We start from the raw sequence: 20,517 nt of genomic DNA, 5'->3' as shown, positions 1-20,517 counted from the left end.
TTAACTAACTGATACTGCTTCAGCTTCTCGCTGTCTGGCTCTGGCTAAAGCGGGGCGAGTCAATACTCGCTCAGCGTACTCAATCACATTGTCGTGCGTGAGCGCTTGTTTAAACCCTTTCGCCCACGACAATGTGTGCCCTGCCGCGACGTCAGCGACGCTAAACGTGTCGCCAAGTAAATACGTTTGATCACCAAGCATTTTTGCAAAGACCGACAGTACCTGCTGAAATTCCCACTCACCCAATGAAATGTTTTGCTCGATACGTTTATCTTCTGGCAGCGCAAATTTGTGCTTGCCAATCGACCAGAGCGGTTGTTCAAGCTCAGTGTGAACAAAGTACATCGCTTCTTCATACTTTCCACGTTTGGCAGTACCGGTGCTGGGGATCAGCCGCCCCGCTTGATCCGCCAAATACGTCACTATCGCGCCGGATTCAGTGATAGTCAGCCCATCGTCGCGCAGTGATGGCACTTTTCCGGTAGCCGCAACGGCAAGATACTCAGGGCTTTTATGTAACCCGCGCTTCAGATCAACACACTGATACTCGTAGGCAATACCAAGCTCTTCAGCCGCCCAGGTCGCTCGTATCGAGCGAGTACCTGAATATCCATAAATTGTCAGCATTGTTGTGTATTCCTTTTTCTAAGCGTAGCCAGTGGCTGTTGGGCAGCAGTTAGCTTACAATCATTCTTATCAATTGCGCTACCACTAATATAATCATTAACGGCCAAATCCAGCGACTTATTTTGGCCGCATCCTCGCCACTGATACGCATTTTGGAACGCTCAATCAATGGGATAACAATAAACAGCGTGGCGAACAGCACTGCGATGATAATGAGTAGCGTCATAAGTTAAAATCCTATCGCGTATTTGAGTGCACGTCGTTTCAACGGACCGGCTCGTTCAGCTAAGGCCAAGCCTGCGTTGCGTGCGAGTTTAAGGGGCGTGATGTCGTTGCTAAAGGCAACATACAGCATATCCATCGTGGTCATCATTAACGCATTTTGGTATCGCCGTTTGCGTTCGTACTCTTTTTCAATCAGCGCTTCGCTGACCTGCTCGTGCGCGGCAAAAACGGATAACAGCGCCTCGACATCCTTAAATCCAATATTCACACCCTGCCCGGCTAGCGGATTGATGGTGTGCGCTGCATCGCCAATCAATACGACGCGGCCAACGCTGTATCGATTGGCATGTGCACGAGCCAACGGAAAAGCGGCTCGGTTGACGATCGAAAAACCGCGGGGTAAATGTGTTGGAAACACGCCATCAACGGCGGCATAGAGAGCTTCATCGTCCAGTTGCAGACGCTCAGTGGTAGCCTGAGCTGAGTCATACCATATCAATGCCGCGTAATGATCGTACATGGGGAGAAAAGCGACAGGCCCACTGGGCCGAAATTCCTGCCACGTCGTTGCTCCTGAATCCTGCGGCAAGGCAATAATAATACCTAATGCATGTTGCGCATACTGCCAACCCGTCTGGCCGATACCACAGAGTTGTCGCACTGCTGATTGAGCCCCATCAGCGCCAATAATCCACTGCGCTTCAATCAATTCAGCATCGTTGTCAGTGCTGGAGAGTGTGACGGAGCCTTTGTCAGCGTCGATGGCATGAATACTGTGCTGCGTATACCAATCAACACGGTCGAATTGGTGCAACGCTTCATGCAGTGCTAATTGGGTTAGCCGGTTTTCAACGAAGTAGCCCAATTTATCCAACCGTAAATCAGCTGAACTGAACCTGGCCATTGCATTGAACGGCTGTGCTTGTTCCCATACGGATAGGTCGGTGTAGGCTTTGCAGCGCATCTGCTCAATCCGCTGCCACACGCCAAGCGCCTGCAACAGAGTAACAGACTGTAAACTGAGGGCGGATAAACGAATATCAGGCAATTGATCTACCGTGAAAGGCTGTGGGGTATTTTTCTCAATGACAGCCACGGTTTTCCCTTGCTGCGCTAATCCCAAGGCCGTCGATGCGCCAATCATTCCCCCACCTACTACAATAACATCGTACATAATGCGCACATTCGTTGGTCCTTTAATGGTATTATGGCGAATTCCGCCAACCTTTCAACTACTCACTGCCCTACGCTTGATGCCCCCATCTAAATCCTCTTCGTTGACTCCTAGCCCCTCACGTAGCTTGGCGATAGGCGCATTGTGTCTCATCTTTGCTGAATTGTGCTTTGCGGGTGTCGGTGGCATTGTGAAAGCGCTCAGTACCGACATGCCGCCAGCGCAGTTGGTTTTCTTCCGTAACGCCAGTGCCTTGGTTGTGCTACTTCCCCTTTTGTTTCGCCACGGCGCACGCAGCGGGTTACGATCGCTAAAAACGACGCGTTTGCGTTTACATCTATTCAGAGCTGCCTGTGGCATGGTTGCCATGTACCTATTCTTTTTTGTCTTGGCGACGATGACACTCGCACAAGCCATGATGGCCTTGCTATTGGCCCCATTTATCGTACCCATTATCGCCAGAGTGTGGCTGCAAGAGCTGATCGATGTAAAGACGCTAGTGGCCATGGTGATTGGGTTCGTCGGTGTCGGTATTATCCTGTTAATGACACCGGCCAGTGAAACGTCATTGCCGGGCCATGTCGCTTGGCTTCCGATTGTTGTCGCGTTTATTTGCGCGTGTCTCGTGGCAACCACAAAATGCACAATCCGCAAACTAACCGATACAGAGCCCTCTTTACGAATTGTGGTGTATTTTACCGGCGCGGCCACGTTGATGTCAGCGTTCCCTCTGTTTGTCCGCTGGCAGGCGGTTGTGCTGGCTTTGTTACCTTGGCTGGCGCTCATGGGCCTGCTCGCCGGACTGGGCCAACTATTGATGACAAAAGCGTTCGCATTGGCTTCCCCGGTGAAAATTGGACTTTTATCTTACACCAGCGTGATATTTGCCGCCGTTATCGGTGCCATTGGCTGGCAAGAGCCAATCACTGTGTCACTCGTGGTAGGCAGTTTGCTCATCATCTGGGCTGCCAATGTCACCATTCGTCAACGGTGGTTTTGGTGAATGTGGTGGCGTTAGTCCTCTCAAAGCGTTACAATATGCGGCTATTTTGAGCAGTTATCGACCTGCTATCCATACACCTTATTGAGCTTTTAGAAACGCATGAGTAAAAAGTTGTTTATCAAAACGTGGGGCTGCCAAATGAACGAGTATGACTCGGAAAAAATGGCTGATCTCCTCGATAGCACCCACGGCTATTCATTGGCTGAGGAAGCCGATGATGCAGACGTGATCTTGCTGAATACCTGTTCGATCCGTGAAAAAGCCCAAGAGAAAGTATTCCATCAACTGGGACGCTGGAAGAACCTCAAAAAAACCAACCCCGGCTTGATCATCGGCGTGGGCGGTTGTGTCGCGTCTCAGGAAGGCGATGCCATACGCCAGCGAGCGCCTTTTGTTGATCTAGTCTTTGGCCCTCAAACGCTGCATCGTCTGCCCGAGATGATTGAGCAAATAAAAGCCGGCGAAAAAGCGGTCGTCGATGTGAGCTTTCCGGAAATTGAAAAATTTGATCGGCTACCAGAGCCCCGCGCTGAAGGGCCAACAGCATTTGTTTCGATCATGGAAGGCTGCTCTAAATACTGCAGTTTTTGTGTCGTGCCCTACACTCGTGGCGAAGAAGTCAGTCGCCCCGTTGACGATGTCTTGTTTGAAATTGCCCAACTGGCTGAGCAAGGCGTTCGCGAAGTGAATCTGCTGGGTCAGAATGTCAATGCATTTCGTGGGCCGCATCATGATGGCACTATTTGTCGTTTTGCTGAATTGCTCGAACTTGTTGCCTCTATCGATGGCATCGACCGTATTCGCTACACCACGTCGCATCCGGTGGAATTCACTGACGATATCATTGCAGCGTACGCCGAGATCCCTGAGTTGGTTGATCATTTACACCTGCCCGTACAAAGTGGTTCTGACCGAATCTTAAATTTGATGAAGCGAGGCCATACTGCGCTTGAGTATAAGTCGACCATCCGTAAGTTGCGCAAAGTTCGTCCTAACATCAGCATGTCATCTGATTTTATTATCGGTTTCCCGGGTGAGACCGACGCTGATTTCGAAGCAACCATGGATTTAATTCAGGCCATTGATTACGACCTGAGCTTTAGCTTTATTTACAGTGCTCGTCCCGGCACACCCGCCGCCGACGCCGTTGACGATGTGACAGAAGACACCAAGAAACAGCGTTTGTATTTGCTGCAACAACGTATTAATCAACAGGCATTGCGCATTGCGCGCAATATGGTTGGTACCGAACAGCGTTTGCTGGTTGAAGGTCCGTCGAAGAAAAATCCAATGGAACTTACCGGTAGAACGGAAAATAACAGAGTGGTTAATTTTGAAGGCACGCCAGACATGATTGGGCAGTTCGTTGATGTCATCATCACCGATGTGTTTTCGAATTCACTGCGCGGCGATGTTGTGCGTACCGAGCAGGAAATGGGATTGCGCGTTGCCGTGAGCCCGCAAAGTATATTAACCAAAGCGAAACTTTTCGAGCCTGATGCGTTAGGCGTGAGTCAGTTTCAACCGACAGTTTAACCTTATGAGGTCATGTGAGTAACCTAACCAGCAACGAAATTATTCTTGAGCCTGAAGACCAGAAGCGTCTTTCCAGTTTATGCGGCCCGTTTGACGACAATATTAAACAGATTGAACGTCGATTGGGCGTCGAGATCACCTACCGCAATAACGCCTTTAAAGTGATAGGTGAACCTCAGCGCGCCGGCGGCGCGGGTGAATTACTGAAGTTGCTGTATATAGAAACTCAGCCAGTGAAGGGCAAAATACCAGATTTACAGGCCGATAAAGTGCATTTAGCCATTCAGGAAGCCAAATGTCTGGAACGTGCTGAGGCAGGTGATTATGGCAAAGAGGTGCACGTTAAAACCAAGCGTGGTGTAATCAAACCGCGTAACCCTAACCAGTCTCAGTATGTGGCGAATATTGTCAGCCATGACATCACTTTTGGTGTCGGCCCCGCCGGAACAGGAAAAACGTATCTGGCAGTGGCATGCGCAGTGGATGCTTTGGAGCGTCAAGAAATACGACGTATCCTGCTCACTCGTCCAGCGGTTGAGGCGGGTGAAAAATTAGGGTTTTTGCCGGGTGACTTGTCGCAAAAAGTTGATCCTTACCTGCGTCCATTGTACGACGCACTGTTTGAAATGTTAGGTTTTGAAAAAGTCGAAAAACTCATTGAACGGAATGTCATTGAAGTTGCGCCACTGGCTTATATGCGCGGTAGAACGTTGAACGATGCCTTTATTATTCTTGATGAAAGTCAAAACACCACGGTTGAGCAGATGAAAATGTTTCTAACCCGCATTGGTTTCAATAGCAAAGCGGTGATCACCGGTGACATTACGCAGATCGACCTTCCGCGCAATACGCGCTCTGGTTTAAGACACTCCATTGAAGTTTTACAGGATGTAAAAGAGTTGTCGTTTAACTTTTTCAATGCCAATGACGTAGTCCGACACCCGGTAGTGGCGCGCATTGTGAAAGCGTATGAGGATTACGAATCAGCACAAAAACCTAAGACTGACGCGCAATGACAGCAGTAGTAGACCGTCAGGTAGCCTGTGAAAATACAGTGCCTGATGATGCAACGCTTGCGATATGGATTGATTCAGTCTTGGCCTATGCTGGAATTGACAACAAAGAAATTACCGTACGCTTTGTTTCTTCCGCTGAATCGCAACAGTTAAACGACCAGTTTAGAGGTAAAGACAAACCCACGAATGTACTGTCTTTTCCGTTTGAGTGCCCACCGGAGGTGAATATTCCACTACTGGGCGATCTGGTCATTTGCGCTGATGTCGTTGAGCAGGAAGCGCGCGAGCAGGGAAAGCCTTTAGACCATCATTATGCCCATCTCACGCTACACGGAGTGTTGCATTTACTGGGCTATGACCATATTGAAGAACAGCAAGCGCAAGAAATGGAACGGTTAGAAACTCAGCTGCTGGCTAAATTAGGGATTGACGACCCCTACCAAGATCATTAACTATTAACAGCCGACAACGGCGTTTTGGCGATAAAATTTAAATTCTATGAGCGAAGATAACCCGCACTCTACCAGCGGTTCTGCACAGAAAGGCTGGTTTGAAAAGATACTCCAGCCATTTAATGGAGAACCGAAAAGCAAAGAAGACCTCGTTGAAGTGATCAGCGAGGCGCAAGCCCGAGAGGTCATCGACCCGCAAACTCGCGAAATGATTGAGGGCGTGATTGGTGTGCATGACATGCGTGTGCGCGAAATCATGATACCCCGAGCGCAAATGACCACCATTGATATTGAACAGAGCGTTGATGAATTTCTGCCGTTAATGCTCGATTCCGCCCACTCGCGTTTTCCTGTGATCAGCGAAGATAAAGATCATATAGAAGGTATTTTGCTGGCAAAGGATTTACTTGCGTACGCCTTTATACCTGGTAAAGAATTCAAGTTACGCGATGTATTACGTCCCGCAGTCATCGTGCCGGAAAGCAAACGCGTGGATGTGTTGTTGAAAGAATTTCGCCAACAACGTTATCACATGGCCATCGTGGTTGATGAGTATGGCGGCGTTTCCGGGCTGGTCACCATTGAAGATATTCTTGAATTAATTGTGGGTGAAATCGAGGATGAGTTTGATACCGAAGAGGACGGAACCGATGATATACGTCCGCTGAATAAACACACCTACTCGGTAAAAGCGTTAACGCCATTGGATGAGTTTAACCGCTTTTTTGAAACTAAGTTCAGTGAAGATGAAGCGGATACTATCGGTGGTATCGTCCTCAAAGCGTTTGGGCATATGCCTGAAACCAATGAAGAAATTGAAATTAATAACATTCTTTTTAAGGTAACGCAGTCGGACAAACGTCGTCTTCAACAACTGAAACTGACACTGCCTGAAGCCAGAGAATCGTCTACGGAAGAATAGCGCTGAAACCGATCGCCCACTCTGTCATCGCGCTGGCTTTAGGCGCTTTACTGACCTTTAGCTATGCGCCTTTCGGCCTATGGTGGTGGCCAATAGTCAGTTTAACCGGCTTATTCTACTTACTGCACCAACCCGGTACCGTGTCAAAAACGTTGACGGCCTGGTGGTTTGGGTTAGGCTGGTTCGGCGCAGGTATTAGCTGGGTGCACGTCAGTCTGGCTGACTTTGGCGGCATTCCTTTAATCGCCTCAGTCGCCATGATGTTCCTGCTGTGCAGTTATCTCGCGCTCTACCCTGCACTCGCGGTGTACATCGCACATCGCTTCTTCAAAGCCTCGCATTGGGCCTTGGTTTTACCGCTTCTGTGGGTGGTAACAGAATGGCTGCGTAGCTGGGTGTTAACCGGCTTTCCGTGGTTATCTGTGGGATACTCACAATTGCACTCCCCGTTAGGTGGGTGGCTTCCGGTGGTCGGGGAAACCGGTGTTTCCGCGCTACTCATACTCATGAGTTCAGGCATGGCTTACGCGCTCCATCAGCGGCATTGGGTCTCTTGCTGGCTTTTACTGATCGTTTTTCCCTTTGCGGGATCGGTTCTGAACAGTGTTGAGTGGTCAAAACCGAACGGGCAGACGCTGCGCACGGCGATGGTACAAGGCAACATACAACAGGCATTACGATGGGTTCCTGAGCAGGATGCGCCGACCATGCAAACCTACGCAAGCGAGACAACCCCGTATTTAGGCCACGATTTGATTGTTTGGCCAGAAGCCGCAATCCCCAAACTGGAATCGCTCGCGCTGGATTACTTACACGAATTAGACACCGTTACGGCAAACGCCGGGAGTGCACTCATCACCGGCATCGTGAATTATAATTTTGAAAATGAGCAGGTATTTAATAATCTGATTGTCGTCGGGCGAAAACAACCTGGTGATGAAAATGGTCACTACCGCTACTTCCACAATAATCGGTTTGATAAACATCATTTACTGCCGATTGGTGAATTTGTCCCCTTTGAGCGATGGCTGCGTCGATTGGCGCCGATATTTGATTTGCCGATGTCCAGTTTCACCCGCGGCGACTTCCAGCAAAGAAACTTAATCGCTAATGGCATTGCGATTGCGCCGGCTATTTGCTTTGAAATCGCTTTTCCGCGTCAAGTCCGGGCGAATCTCTATAACGATACTCAAGTGATGTTAACGGTGAGCAACGATGCCTGGTTTGGCCGCTCCCATGGCCCAGCCCAACACATGGAAATTGCGCAGGTACGCGCCAAAGAGTTTGGCTTACCACTGATACGCTCGACCAATAATGGAATAAGCGCCTTTGTTGATCATCGAGGCGAGCAGACGCTGGCGTTACCGCAGTTCGAACTTGCCAGCGCCAGCTACACCATTCCGCTGGTATCAGGCACCACACCTTATCGACGCTTTGGTGATTTACCCATTTGGATCGTTACGAGTTTGTTTGCACTAAGCGCATTTCTTTTGCGTAAGCGCTCTGCACGCTAACGGCCTATGCTTTCATTGAGTTAATCATTGTTGCGCTGGCAACCCCTGCTATACTGACGCCAATGAATCGACACAAAGGTCTCACCCGCATGTTTCAGCGATTGCACCAACCACTTTGCTACATTGTTATAGGAGTAAGCTGTTTATTCAGCGCGCTCAGTGACGCAAGCACCCAATATCTTAGTGCAGATGCCTACATCGATGTAGAAAACGGAGTGCGGGTAGAAAACCCCCTTGTGACCATTGAAGCCGGCCAAATCACAAAAGTCAGCACCGATAGTCAACCGCCCCCCAATGCAAACGTAATTAAACTTTCCGGTTATACCTTGCTGCCAGGCCTGATGGATATGCACGTTCACCTCACAGGCAACGCAGATGATCACGGATACAAGAGTTTAGCCATTTCATTGCCCAGAGCCACTATTAATGGCGTAAACAATGCGCGGAAAACAGTGATGGCAGGTTTCACCACGGTGCGCAATGTCGGAGCAGACGGTTACGCCGATGTAGCGCTTAAGGATGCTATTGATGCAGGCGATATTGTTGGGCCAAGGTTATTTGTCGCCGGGCACTCGATTGGCGTTACGGGCGGGCATTGTGACAATAACCTGCTCCCGTCTGACTACGCCGCGACTGGCGGTGGTGTTGCAGATGGCCCGTGGGCTGTGCGGGCAAAAGTACGTGAAAATATCAAGTATGGTGCCAATGTAACCAAGATTTGTGCAACGGGCGGCGTGTTGTCTAAAGGCACAAAAGTGGGTGTGCAACAGCTCACACTCGCTGAAATGCAGGCGATTGTTGAAGAATCTCACATGCGTGGCTTAACCGTAGCGGCCCATGCCCACGGTACCGAGGGGATCTATAATGCGATTAAAGCTGGCGTGGATTCCGTCGAGCATGTGAGCTTCTTGAATGATGAAAGTATTGAATTGGCAAAGCAAAACGGCACCGTGTTCTCGATGGATATCTACGTGACTGAGTATATTCTCGGTGAGGGCGAAAAAGCTGGGATCCTGGAAGAAAGTCTGGCTAAAGAGCGCACGGTTGGGAAACGGCAACGAGAAAACTTCAGAAAAGCCGTCGAGGCAGGCGTTAAAATGGTGTTTGGTACTGATGCGGGCGTGTACCCTCACGGTGACAATGCGATGCAATTTGCTCGCATGGTGCAATTTGGTATGACACCGATGCAGGCAATTCAGGCAGCAACCATTAATGCCGCGGCGTTGCTGAATCAATCAGAAACATTAGGTAGCATCAGTGCAGGCAAGCACGCTGATATTATTGCGGTGAAAGGCGACCCACTGTCAGACATCAGTCTGCTCGAGTCGGTCGGCTTTGTGATGCAATCAGGCAAGATACTCAAACATTCCGACTCGCCAGACCAGTAAATTTCCGTGTTCATTAATGCTGCATCGTTATTTATTTTAATTTATACTTTACGAAACAATATTATATTAATATAAATATGACCACTTGGCTTAACACGATAAATCGAACGAATTTACGCGGCGATATCCTCGGTGGGGTCACAGCGGCAATCGTCTCTCTGCCGCTGGCGTTGACATTTGGCGTGGCATCAGGTGCTGGCGCGGAAGCAGGCTTATACGGTGCCATCCTCGTAGGCTTATTTGCCGCTCTCTTTGGCGGTACCCCTACCCTTATTTCGGAACCCACTGGGCCAATGACGGTGGTGATGGCGGCGGTGGTAACGACCATGATTGCCGACAATCCAGATAATGGATTGGCCATGGCGTTTACGGTCGTCATGATGGCCGGGGTGTTTCAAATAGCGTTCGGTGTGCTCAAGCTGGGTAAATACATTACGCTGATGCCATACAGCGTGATTTCCGGGTTTATGTCGGGTATTGGCTGTATTTTGATTATCATTCAATTTGCCCCTTTAATCGGCCAAAGTGCACCCGCCGGTGGTGTTGGCGGAACCTTACAAAATCTCCCCACATTACTGAGCAATATTCAATGGCAGGAATTATTACTGGGGCTACTCACCTTAGGCATCCTATTTTTTACGCCAGCAAAATGGAAAAAGTTGATCCCACCGCAGTTGTATGCGCTGGTGATTGTGTCACTCCTGTCAGTGTTGTTTTTCAGTTACGCTGACATTCAACGTATTGGCGACATCAATGCTTCATTACCTAGCCTGAACTTACCCAGTTTCACTGCGGAACAATTCCAGACCATGCTGCTCGATGCCATGGTACTGGGTATGTTGGGCTGTATTGATTCAATGCTTACCTCCGTGATCGCTGACAACCTAACGCGTACCGAGCATAAATCAGACAAAGAACTTATCGGTCAGGGGCTGGGTAACATTGTGTCGGGCATGTTTGGTGGATTACCGGGCGCAGGCGCGACCATGGGCACGGTAGTCAACATTCAATCAGGAGCAAAAACCGCCTTGTCTGGCGTGGTTCGGGTTGTCGTACTCATTATTGCCGTGTTTGGGGCGGCGCAGCTTATAGGCAACATTCCGCTCGCTGTATTAGCCGGGATCGCCGTTAAAGTCGGTGTCGACATTCTGGATTGGAGTTTTATCAAACGTGCCCATCGCGTTTCGTTTCACTCAACCCTGATCATGTATGCGGTGTTGCTCCTGACGGTATTCGTGGACCTAATTGCTGCCGTCGGTATCGGTGTATTTATTGCCAATATCATTACTATCGAAAAGCTCAGTGCGAGCCAATCCAAGAATATCCGCGCCATCAGTGACATGGACGATAAACTGCCGTTAACCCGCGAGCAGAAAAGATTACTGAATCTTGGCGAAGGCAGGATCCTGTTTTTCTACTTATCCGGCGCCATGATTTTTGGCGTTTCTAAGGCGCTGGCACGGGAACGTGCTGCCATTGCTGATCATGAGGTCGTGATTATCGATTTAAGTGATGTGTCTATGCTCGATGACACGATTTCATTGTCTATTGAAAATGTTGTCAAAGAAGCCACGGAGCTTGGCAAAGCGGTGTACGTGGTGATGAAAACCCGTAAAGCGGCAGAAAAGCTCAAACGATTGGGTGTTGAAGAACTCCTTAGCAACGATGCGTTTACCCACGATAGAACCGTTGCATTAGAAAAAGCACTGTCTAGCCTCAAATGAATTAAATTGTTGAGCAATAACGGGCGTTTACGGGCGCCTTCTTGCTTGTTATATTGAGCCGTGTTGGTTTGCGCAATACAACGTTTGATCAATACGCCCTTATTTCAACTTCATAAATGAGACTCAACGAGTGCAACACACAAAGCCACTGTCTGGATTTACGTTAATCGAATTGATTATCGTCATAGTCATTTTAGGAATACTCGCCGTTGTTGCACTCCCCCGCTTTATTAGCTTTCAATCAGAAGCTGTCGCATCCACACTGACCGGCTTGGAGGGGGCACTTAAGTCAGCAAATACCATTGTTTACGCCAAATCGGTTATTCAGCGCGTGGAAAAAGAAGAAGATGCTGTGGTGACGTTAGACGGCGGCGCCACAATCACAACACGTTATGGCTATATCGCCTATAACGGCGCATCGGGCTCGCGCAGTACTGGCGCAGAAGATATGCTCAGCTCAATGAATTTCAACATATGCCATCATCTAGCCAGTGCCAGCGCCTGTCAGGATGCAGATTGGTTATTCGATATTGACGATGACCATGTGCAATTTTATCACATCAGTATTGGTGTCAGCCCCGCAGCCAGCGGGACTGAACCTCTTTGCTATGTTCAGTACAATATGGCAACCAGCGTGGACTCGCCACCCACCTACGAGATACAGAGCAGCGACTGTTAAGTAAGCCATGCGGATGTGCTAAATATACTCGACCGCAATAATTTCGAATTCTACGGTGCCGGCAGGCGTTTGAATATTCACCACATCATCAATCATTTTACCAATCAAGCCACGAGCAATCGGTGAATTAACCGAAATACGATTCTGCTTAATATCCGCTTCATCATCACCGACGATGCGGTATGTGGTTTCTTCATCGGTGGTGCTGTTCAAGATAGTTACCGTGGTGCCAAAGATAACCTTGCCGGTATTTTCCATCTTGGTCACATCAATGATTTGCGCGTTCGATAACTTACCCTCGATATCCTGTATACGCCCCTCACAAAAACTTTGTTGTTCACGCGCGGCGTGGTATTCAGCGTTTTCTTTCAAATCGCCATGCTCACGCGCTTCTGCGATAGACGCGATAATCTGCGGACGCTTGACCGATTTTAATTCATGCAGTTCGTCACGAAGCTGTTTCGCACCTTCTGCTGTCATGGGGTATTGACTCATCGTTCTCTCTCTTATTCTTAGCACAAAAAAGTGCGCCCTGAAGCGCACTTGATTCGAAATATACCGCGTAGTGCGGCACTTGTCACTTACTCAGCGCGCTGGCGTACACGCTCATGCAATTCCTGTACAGACGATACGTTTGCTTTATCGTCAAAGTCTTTTGCACGGATCGTTGCAAAGCCTGCGTTGATGGTTGTCGTGTACGTCGTTTTACTCGCTAACGCCTCTCTGCGAATGTACACCGAATCATTGATTGCCTGTCGACCTTCGGTGGTGTTCACAATGTAGGTGTAACGTTTGTTTTTAATCGCATCAACAATATTGGGGCGGCCTTCAGAAAGCTTGTTGACCACGGTAGTTACAATGCCGGCATCGTATAAGACGGTGGCGGTGCCACGCGTTGCTTCAATTTCAAAGCCCTTAGCAACCAGCTCCTTAGCCAATCCAATCAGTTTGGTTTTGTCATGCTCACGTACAGACAATAGCGCTTTTCCAGATTTTGGCAAGGGCGAGCCTGCACCTAAATTCGCTTTGGCGTACGCTTCTTCAAACGTATCACCTACGCCCATGACTTCACCTGTCGAACGCATTTCCGGGCCCAACAGTGGGTCAACACCACGGAATTTAGCGAAAGGCAGAACCACTTCTTTGACGGAGAAGAACGGCGGTATCACTTCCTTCGTGACACCTTGTGATTCAAGCGATTGACCCGCCATCGCGCGGGCAGCAATCTTAGCGATGGGCAAACCCGTTGCTTTAGACACGAACGGCACGGTACGTGCCGCACGCGGATTAACTTCAATCAGATAGACTTCGCCATCTTTGATTGCGAACTGGGTGTTCATCAGGCCGACCACGCCAAGCTCAATGGCCATGGCTTTGACCTGTTCACGCATCACGTCCTGAATGTCTTTCGATAAAGAATACGGTGGTAATGAACACGCCGAATCACCAGAGTGCACCCCGGCCTGTTCGATATGCTCCATGATCCCGCCGATGACAACCGTTTTTCCATCACTGATCGCGTCTATGTCAACTTCTACGGCATCATCAAGGAAACGGTCGAGCAGTACGGGCGAGTCGTTTGACACCTTAACCGCCTCATTTAAATAGCGCTTCAGGTCCTTCATGTCGTAAACGATTTCCATCGCTCGACCACCCAAAACATAAGACGGTCTGACCACCAACGGGAATCCTAACTCTTCTGCGCGCAATAGCGCTTCATCGATATTGCGCACGGTTGCGTTGGCGGGCTGTTTCAAGCCTAACTTATTCACCATTTGCTGGAAGCGCTCACGATCTTCTGCTCGGTCGATGGCATCCGGCGACGTACCAATAATCGGTACGCCATTTTCTTCCAGCGCACGTGCCAGCTTGAGCGGCGTCTGACCGCCATATTGCACAATCACACCTTTAGGCTTTTCTACACGCACGATTTCCAGTACGTCTTCCAAGGTTACCGGTTCGAAATACAGACGATCTGAGGTGTCGTAATCGGTGGACACGGTCTCAGGATTACAGTTAACCATGATGGTTTCATAGCCATCTTCACGCATGGAAAGCGCAGCGTGAACACAACAGTAATCAAACTCAATACCTTGACCGATCCGGTTTGGACCGCCGCCCAATACCATGATTTTATCACGATCACTGGGGTTGGCTTCACACTCTTCATCATAAGTAGAATACATGTACGCGGTGCTGGTCGAAAATTCTGCAGCACACGTATCAACGCGTTTATACACGGGCAGTACATTGTGTTTAACCCGAATGTCGCGGATATCACTCTCTGCCACATTCGTCAGCTCAGCCAAGCGCGAGTCAGAGAAGCCTTTACGCTTAAGCGTGCGCATTAGGTCACCATCAATTTGCGCTACGCCTTGTCGCTCAACCAATGCTTCTAACTGCACAAGCTCCTCTAATTGCACCAGATACCAACGATCGATGTTGGTCAATTCGAACACTTCGTCAATACTCATGCCCATTCTGAACGCATCGCCGATATACCAGATCCGTTCGGCACCCGGCTCTCTAAGCTCGTAAACCAGCTTGTTACGCGCATCAGAGTCGTTCAAATCCAAAATAGGTGATAAACCGTTGGCCCCGACTTCTAGGCCGCGCAGGGCCTTTTGCAAAGATTCCTGTTGGTTTCGACCAATTGCCATCACCTCACCGACTGATTTCATCTGTGTGGTTAAGCGATCATTCGCACCCGCAAATTTTTCAAAGTTAAAGCGAGGGATCTTGGTAACGACATAGTCTATGGCAGGTTCGAACGAAGCCGGTGTTGCTCCACCGGTGATATCATTGGCAAGCTCATCCAGCGTATAACCAACGGCTAATTTTGCGGCCACTTTGGCAATTGGGAAGCCCGTCGCCTTCGACGCGAGGGCTGAAGAACGAGACACGCGTGGATTCATTTCAATGATCACCATGCGGCCTGTGTTAGGGTCAATCCCGAACTGAACGTTGGATCCGCCCGTTTCGACGCCAATCTCACGCAACACGGCCATTGCCGCATTACGCATAAGTTGGAATTCTTTGTCGGTCAGGGTCTGCGCCGGTGCTACGGTAATAGAGTCGCCGGTGTGCACACCCATCGGGTCGAAGTTTTCAATGGTACACACGATAATGCAGTTGTCGTTTTTATCACGCACAACTTCCATTTCGTATTCTTTCCAGCCAATTAACGATTCATCAATCAGTAATTCATTCGTTGGCGATAAATCTAAACCACGCGTACAAATTTCGTTAAATTCATCGATATTGTAGGCAATACCGCCGCCCGTGCCGCCCATGGTAAACGACGGTCGAATAATACACGGAAAACCAATACGGCTAAGCACATCATGCGCTTGTTCAATAGAGTGGGCTATCTCTGCATGTGGGCACTCTAGGCCAATAGATTTCATCGCCTGATCAAAGCGTTCACGATCCTCTGCCTTATCAATCGCGTCAGCACTTGCACCAATTAACTCAACGTTAAACTCGTCAAGCACACCGTGCTTGTTTAAATCAAGCGCGCAATTTAACGCCGTTTGTCCGCCCATGGTCGGTAGCACGGCATCAGGGCGCTCTTTCTCAATAATTTTTCTAACCACTTCCCAGTGAATGGGCTCAATATAGGTCGCATCGGCCATTTCAGGGTCGGTCATGATCGTGGCTGGGTTTGAGTTAACCAGAATAACCCGATAGCCCTCTTCTCTCAGCGCTTTGCAGGCTTGAGCACCGGAGTAATCAAATTCGCAGGCTTGACCAATCACAATGGGGCCTGCCCCCAGGATAAGAATACTGTTTATGTCGGTACGTTTTGGCATCGTAATATGTCCTAGCGTTGCTGATTGGTCATCAGGGTGATGAAATGGTCGAACAATGCAGAGGCATCTTGCGGACCGGGACTGGCTTCGGGGTGCCCCTGAAAACTAAACGCCGGTTTAGTTTTATGAGCAATACCCTGTAATGAGCCATCAAACAGAGACACGTGAGTGACCTTTAGTGTCTCAGGTAAACTTGCTTCATCCACCGCGAAACCATGATTCTGGCTCGTGATCATAACCACGTTACGAGCGATATCCTTGACCGGATGGTTAGCGCCATGATGGCCGAACTTCATTTTTACTGTTTTCGCATCACAGGCCAACGCTAAGAGTTGATGACCCAGACAAATACCGAATACCGGAACGTTTTTGGCTAAAAACTCTTTGGTTGCTGCGATTGCGTAGTCACAGGGTTCAGGGTCACCCGGCCCATTCGATAAGAAGATACCATCTGGATTGAGCGCTAGCGCATCTTCTGCAGAGGTTTGCGCAGGCACCAAAGTGACTTTACATCCGCGCTCAACCAACATACGCAAAATGTTGTGCTTAGCGCCGAAATCATAGGCGACTACATGAAAAGTTGAATCAGGCGCCGCTTGATAGCCTTTTCCTAACGCCCAGGTATTACCGGTCCATTGTGTTACCGCATTAGTTGAAACGACTTTCGCCAAATCCATTCCCTTTAAGCCCGGAAACGCGTTGGCTTTTTCACTGGCTGTGGCTTCATTTAATGATGCCCCTGATGCGGATGTGTCGGCGATGATACAGCCATTCTGCGCACCTTTATCACGCAAGATTCGTGTTAGGCGGCGGGTATCAATATCCGCAATTGCCACCACATTATTCTCGCGTAAGTAATCACTTAAGGATTGTTCGCTTCTGAAGTTGCTCGCCAGCAGCGGAAGATCTCGGATAATCAATCCCTTCGCGTGAACGGCATTGGATTCGACATCTTGAGCATTAGTCCCGGTGTTACCGATATGAGGATAAGTGAGTGTAACGATTTGTTCAGCGTAGGATGGATCAGTAAGAATTTCTTGGTAACCCGTCATTGACGTATTAAAAACAACTTCTCCGACAGTGGTACCGTCAGCACCAATTGAAGTGCCTTTGAAAACAGAACCATCTTCAAGCACTAACAGGGCAGAATAAGCCAAGTCAACCTCCAAAAATAAGTTAACCCAAGCATTTACTGTAAAAACACTAAATGCATGACGAAAAATGAGCATCCTTTGCTCACTTGCGGCCTTTGCAGCTACTAAAATAGCGCTTTAACAGACTAAAGCGCGGATTTTTGGCAAATTCCACTGAGTATACATCATGCAGAAATGCAGGTCTAACGAAATCCAGTTAATTTATTAAAACGCAGTGTAAGGACATTTTTTAAAACAAACGCTCTAAAAAGATAAAATATCTTTCAAATCCAAAACATTTTCCATGCTGTACAAACCCGCCGGTTTGTCGATAATCCAACGCGCAGCGCGCAACGCACCAAGCGCAAAGGTTTGTCGACTGCTCGCTTTATGAGTAATTTCTAAACGTTCACCAACATCCGCAAATAGCGCGGTGTGCTCACCGATAATATCGCCACCTCGAATTGTCGAAAACCCAATACTACGTTGTTCCCGCTCACCCATATCGCCGTGTCGGGCGTAGACGCCGTCAGTTTCTAAATTACGGTTGGTTTGCTGTGCAATTGCTTCACCGATTAACATCGCCGTTCCTGAAGGAGCATCACGTTTATGCCGATGATGGGCTTCGATGATCTCAATATCCGCCGAGTCGGCCAGACGACTCGCGGCGACCTGACACAACCGTGCCATTAACGTGACTCCCACACTGTAATTGGCCGCAAACACAATCGGTAAGCGCTGGGCGTAGGAGTCGAGGCAGTCGCGTTGCGTTGAGCTTAATCCCGTGGTGCCAATAATCATAGGTGTCTTAGCCTCAGCGCATATTGCTAAGTGATGTTCTAGTGTCTCGGGTAAGGTAAAGTCAATCACCACGCTACACCCCAACAGGGTGTCTTTGGTTAGTGTTGTTATTTCCGTGTCAGCGTCATGATCCAAATGCACCAATTGCCCAGCCCGCTGCCCGAGATACGCTGAAGTCTCTCGCACACACGTGGCGCCCAGTGAAATGCCCTGGGTACTATCCACCGCCTCTAACAATGCCCGCCCCATGCGACCGTTCGCACCTAAGATTGCCACCTTCATAAAATTCCTTAATCACTTGCGGTTTAGCACCGTGCGACTCAACCGGTCTCTAAACCAGTTTATTCCGACGATTAACTGGGGCAAACTATGCCATACAAGTCCATGACGAGACCAGCGCCTCTTGATGGTAAAGGTTGAATAAACTTCCACGGCACAGGTAATAACCACGATTGATGAACTCCACTGACAAAGAACAAGAAAGCATTGCTGATCGGTACACGCTGGATGAGCTCGAACTGCAGCCGTTAGCATCACATTATCGCCACATTCGTTGCGCATTAGGCAGCGTGATGGGCGCTGTGATTATCGGGATTGCGTGGTTCACAGCCTATTTTACTGAGGTTGAGCTACCTCAACCGTTCAGAGTGTGGGAAACCGAATTGTTTATCGGTGTCTCCCTATTGATAGCTTTAGTCATTTTTTATCGCTGGTTGGCTGACGGCCATAAACGGTATGCGGTACGAAGCGCAGATATCAGTTATCAACATGGGTTGCTCAGCCGGTCGCTGATTTCACAGCCTGCATCACGTATCCAACATATCGAAGTGAGTCAGGGCCCGGTTGACCGCATTGCCAACCTGGCACAATTACATGTGTATTCAGCCGGTAGTGCGTTGCAAACATTTTCGATTCCTGGCTTACCTACGCCGGTCGCACATGAACTTCGTAGCCGCCTGCTCGCACAAACCGACAACCCAGATGACTGACGCCATGCTAGAGCAATTTAGTGGGTGGCAACGTGTAAAGCCAGTTGCCATGCTGTACTTTATTGACAAGCTTATTCGAGCTGTTATTGCGAATGTGATCGTTTTAGTGCCGATGTTTCTGGGAGTGCGCAGTTTTTTCAACCAAAATACACTGTGGGGATACGCTATCTTAAGCGCCCTTTTTTGCCTATTAATTGCCTATGTGGTTTCTGCGTACCTCACCTTTCAATTTAAAATTGAAGGCCAACAAATTGATATTCGCAGAGGATTATTTAGCAAACTCAGATTGAACATCCCGTTCGACAAAATTCAGGATGTCAAAATCGAGCAGCCATTTTACTATCGCATGAGTGATAGCTGTGTGGTGATTTTTGACACCGCAGGTTCGGCTAAGCAAGAAGCAACCATTGTGGCAATGACTGTCGCCAATGCTGAAACGTTGCGCGAAGTGGTTCAGCAGACCGCCTCCACCATGTCCACCCTAACAGCAACTGAGACCTCGACATCGGTTCCCGCATCGGCTTCCCCCTTGCTGGAACGTAACATAAGCGACTTGGTCATCCACGGGATCACCAACAACCGTGTATTCTTAGTATTGGCGGCGCTATCTCCCTTTATTGATGATGCACTGCGTCAACTGGACGACACCCTGTCATTTTTTAACGTTGAGCAATTGTTCTCCGTGTCTGAGCAAGGCTTGTTACTGTTCAGTGTGATCGTCGCTTCCACGATAATCCTCTTTATTGCGTTTGTGCTGTTGCTATCGATCGGTGGCTCGATCATTTCGTTTCATGGGTATCGCTTGTTTTCAGAAGCGGGCAGGCTCAAACGGCAAAGCGGCTTGCTGACACGCTATCAGACCAGCGCAAAAGTCAGTCGTATTCAACACATAGAGTACAAACAGAACTGGCTCGACAGAGTGTTTGGCCGGGTTAACCTCACATTCAAGCAAATCAAAGGTGCTGCTCAGCATCAAAATGGCAGCGTTAAATCGTTGATAGTCCCCTCCGTCACGCCATCGCAGGCATCATCACTTGCTCAGCATGGCTTTGCTCACCCTTCCCCTTACGACGTTTTCTTTAGCGCTATTAGCCCTCGGTATATTATGCGTTATATGATGATTCTGGTATTACCCTCGCTAGTGATGGCTGTACTATTGATCATCAGACACTGTCAAGAGACCGCCGATGTGCTGAGTTTCCTTTGGTTGCTCATCCCTTTGCTGCTAGCGATATTAATTACATTACGGTGGTACCGTTGGGGTTATCACATAACCCGCGAATTTGTGTATATCAGAAACGGATTGCTTGGCACGAAACTGTCCGTTTATCCGCTGTATAAGAGCCAAAATACGTGTTTTCAACAGAGTGTATTGCAAAAGAAACAAGGGCTTGCGAGCGCCAAGCTGAATTACGCCTCGCATCTAGCCAACATTCCTTTTGTACCTGAAGAAACGGCCGCGACTTTAGTCAATGCGGCGCTGACTCAATCGATGCAAACTGATAAGGCCTGGATGTGAACG

The 20,517-nt window shown here is 48.9% G+C and carries 18 protein-coding genes; 11 read left to right on the top strand and 7 right to left on the bottom strand.

Features of this window, described 5'->3' with window-relative positions; all coding sequences use genetic code 11:
- The 3 genes from KIU71_RS16985 to KIU71_RS16975 are packed head-to-tail and all read right to left on the bottom strand — an operon-like array spanning position 1 to position 2,026.
- Complete coding sequence (locus KIU71_RS16985) at positions 1-627, bottom strand: glutathione S-transferase family protein (protein ID WP_214132551.1); 627 nt, start codon at positions 625-627, stop codon at positions 1-3.
- 49 nt (positions 628-676) lie between these two features.
- Positions 677-853, bottom strand: a complete 177-nt coding sequence (locus KIU71_RS16980; RefSeq protein WP_214132550.1) for a hypothetical protein — start codon at positions 851-853, stop codon at positions 677-679.
- Between the two features lie 3 nt (positions 854-856).
- A complete protein-coding gene (locus tag KIU71_RS16975; protein WP_214132549.1) occupies positions 857-2,026 on the bottom strand; it encodes an FAD-dependent oxidoreductase in 1,170 nt (389 codons plus the stop codon).
- A 25-nt stretch (positions 2,027-2,051) separates the two neighbouring features.
- Here KIU71_RS16975 and KIU71_RS16970 point away from each other — a divergent pair, with 25 nt between their 5' ends.
- The 9 genes from KIU71_RS16970 to KIU71_RS16930 all read left to right on the top strand — a co-directional run bounded on the left by KIU71_RS16970 (position 2,052) and on the right by KIU71_RS16930 (position 12,260).
- A complete protein-coding gene (locus KIU71_RS16970) occupies positions 2,052-3,029 on the top strand; it encodes a DMT family transporter (protein ID WP_250207608.1) in 978 nt (325 codons plus the stop codon).
- A gap of 99 nt (positions 3,030-3,128) precedes the next feature.
- Positions 3,129-4,565, top strand: a complete 1,437-nt coding sequence (gene miaB, locus KIU71_RS16965) for a tRNA (N6-isopentenyl adenosine(37)-C2)-methylthiotransferase MiaB (RefSeq protein ID WP_214132548.1) — start codon at positions 3,129-3,131, stop codon at positions 4,563-4,565.
- A gap of 14 nt (positions 4,566-4,579) precedes the next feature.
- Positions 4,580-5,581, top strand: a complete 1,002-nt coding sequence (locus KIU71_RS16960; RefSeq protein ID WP_214132547.1) for a PhoH family protein — start codon at positions 4,580-4,582, stop codon at positions 5,579-5,581.
- Positions 5,578-6,033 (top strand): rRNA maturation RNase YbeY, encoded by a 456-nt coding sequence (gene ybeY, locus KIU71_RS16955; RefSeq protein WP_214132546.1) that lies wholly within the window; start codon positions 5,578-5,580, stop codon positions 6,031-6,033. The genes KIU71_RS16960 and ybeY overlap by 4 nt, the downstream gene beginning before the upstream one ends.
- Positions 6,034-6,079: 46 nt before the next feature.
- Positions 6,080-6,955 (top strand): CNNM family magnesium/cobalt transport protein CorC, encoded by an 876-nt coding sequence (gene corC / locus KIU71_RS16950; protein WP_214132545.1) that lies wholly within the window; start codon positions 6,080-6,082, stop codon positions 6,953-6,955.
- Positions 6,956-6,966: 11 nt separating this feature from the next.
- A complete protein-coding gene (gene lnt, locus KIU71_RS16945; protein ID WP_315853313.1) occupies positions 6,967-8,469 on the top strand; it encodes an apolipoprotein N-acyltransferase in 1,503 nt (500 codons plus the stop codon).
- An 89-nt stretch (positions 8,470-8,558) separates the two neighbouring features.
- The gene (locus tag KIU71_RS16940) at positions 8,559-9,857 is read left to right on the top strand and encodes a Xaa-Pro dipeptidase (protein ID WP_214132544.1); all 1,299 of its coding nucleotides are present in this window, start codon (positions 8,559-8,561) and stop codon (positions 9,855-9,857) included.
- 77 nt (positions 9,858-9,934) lie between these two features.
- A complete protein-coding gene (locus KIU71_RS16935) occupies positions 9,935-11,581 on the top strand; it encodes a SulP family inorganic anion transporter (RefSeq protein WP_214132543.1) in 1,647 nt (548 codons plus the stop codon).
- Positions 11,582-11,711: 130 nt separating this feature from the next.
- Complete coding sequence (locus KIU71_RS16930; protein WP_214132542.1) at positions 11,712-12,260, top strand: prepilin-type N-terminal cleavage/methylation domain-containing protein; 549 nt, start codon at positions 11,712-11,714, stop codon at positions 12,258-12,260.
- Positions 12,261-12,278: 18 nt separating this feature from the next.
- Here the strand turns inward: KIU71_RS16930 and greA are convergent, their stop codons facing one another.
- From greA to dapB, 4 genes are all read right to left on the bottom strand, one after another.
- A complete protein-coding gene (greA, locus tag KIU71_RS16925) occupies positions 12,279-12,755 on the bottom strand; it encodes a transcription elongation factor GreA (RefSeq protein ID WP_214132541.1) in 477 nt (158 codons plus the stop codon).
- An 86-nt stretch (positions 12,756-12,841) separates the two neighbouring features.
- The gene (gene carB / locus KIU71_RS16920; protein WP_214132540.1) at positions 12,842-16,072 is read right to left on the bottom strand and encodes a carbamoyl-phosphate synthase large subunit; all 3,231 of its coding nucleotides are present in this window, start codon (positions 16,070-16,072) and stop codon (positions 12,842-12,844) included.
- An 11-nt stretch (positions 16,073-16,083) separates the two neighbouring features.
- On the bottom strand, positions 16,084-17,229 hold the full coding sequence (gene carA, locus KIU71_RS16915) for a glutamine-hydrolyzing carbamoyl-phosphate synthase small subunit (protein ID WP_214132539.1): 1,146 nt from the start codon (positions 17,227-17,229) through the stop codon (positions 16,084-16,086).
- A 240-nt stretch (positions 17,230-17,469) separates the two neighbouring features.
- Positions 17,470-18,288: a 4-hydroxy-tetrahydrodipicolinate reductase gene (gene dapB / locus KIU71_RS16910; RefSeq protein ID WP_214132538.1), complete on the bottom strand. Its 819-nt coding sequence runs from the start codon at positions 18,286-18,288 to the stop codon at positions 17,470-17,472.
- A 173-nt stretch (positions 18,289-18,461) separates the two neighbouring features.
- Here dapB and KIU71_RS16905 point away from each other — a divergent pair, with 173 nt between their 5' ends.
- Both KIU71_RS16905 and KIU71_RS16900 read left to right on the top strand, forming a co-directional pair.
- A complete protein-coding gene (locus tag KIU71_RS16905) occupies positions 18,462-18,995 on the top strand; it encodes a PH domain-containing protein (RefSeq protein WP_214132537.1) in 534 nt (177 codons plus the stop codon).
- 4 nt (positions 18,996-18,999) lie between these two features.
- Positions 19,000-20,514 carry a PH domain-containing protein gene (locus KIU71_RS16900; protein ID WP_214132536.1) on the top strand — a complete coding sequence of 505 codons (1,515 nt, stop codon included), beginning with the start codon at positions 19,000-19,002 and terminating at the stop codon, positions 20,512-20,514.
- Positions 20,515-20,517 lie beyond the last annotated feature (3 nt).

It is taken from the genome of Alteromonas oceanisediminis, from assembly GCF_018474025.1.
GTDB lineage: Bacteria > Pseudomonadota > Gammaproteobacteria > Enterobacterales > Alteromonadaceae > Alteromonas_E > Alteromonas_E oceanisediminis.
This window is presented reverse-complemented; position numbering and strand designations above follow the sequence as displayed.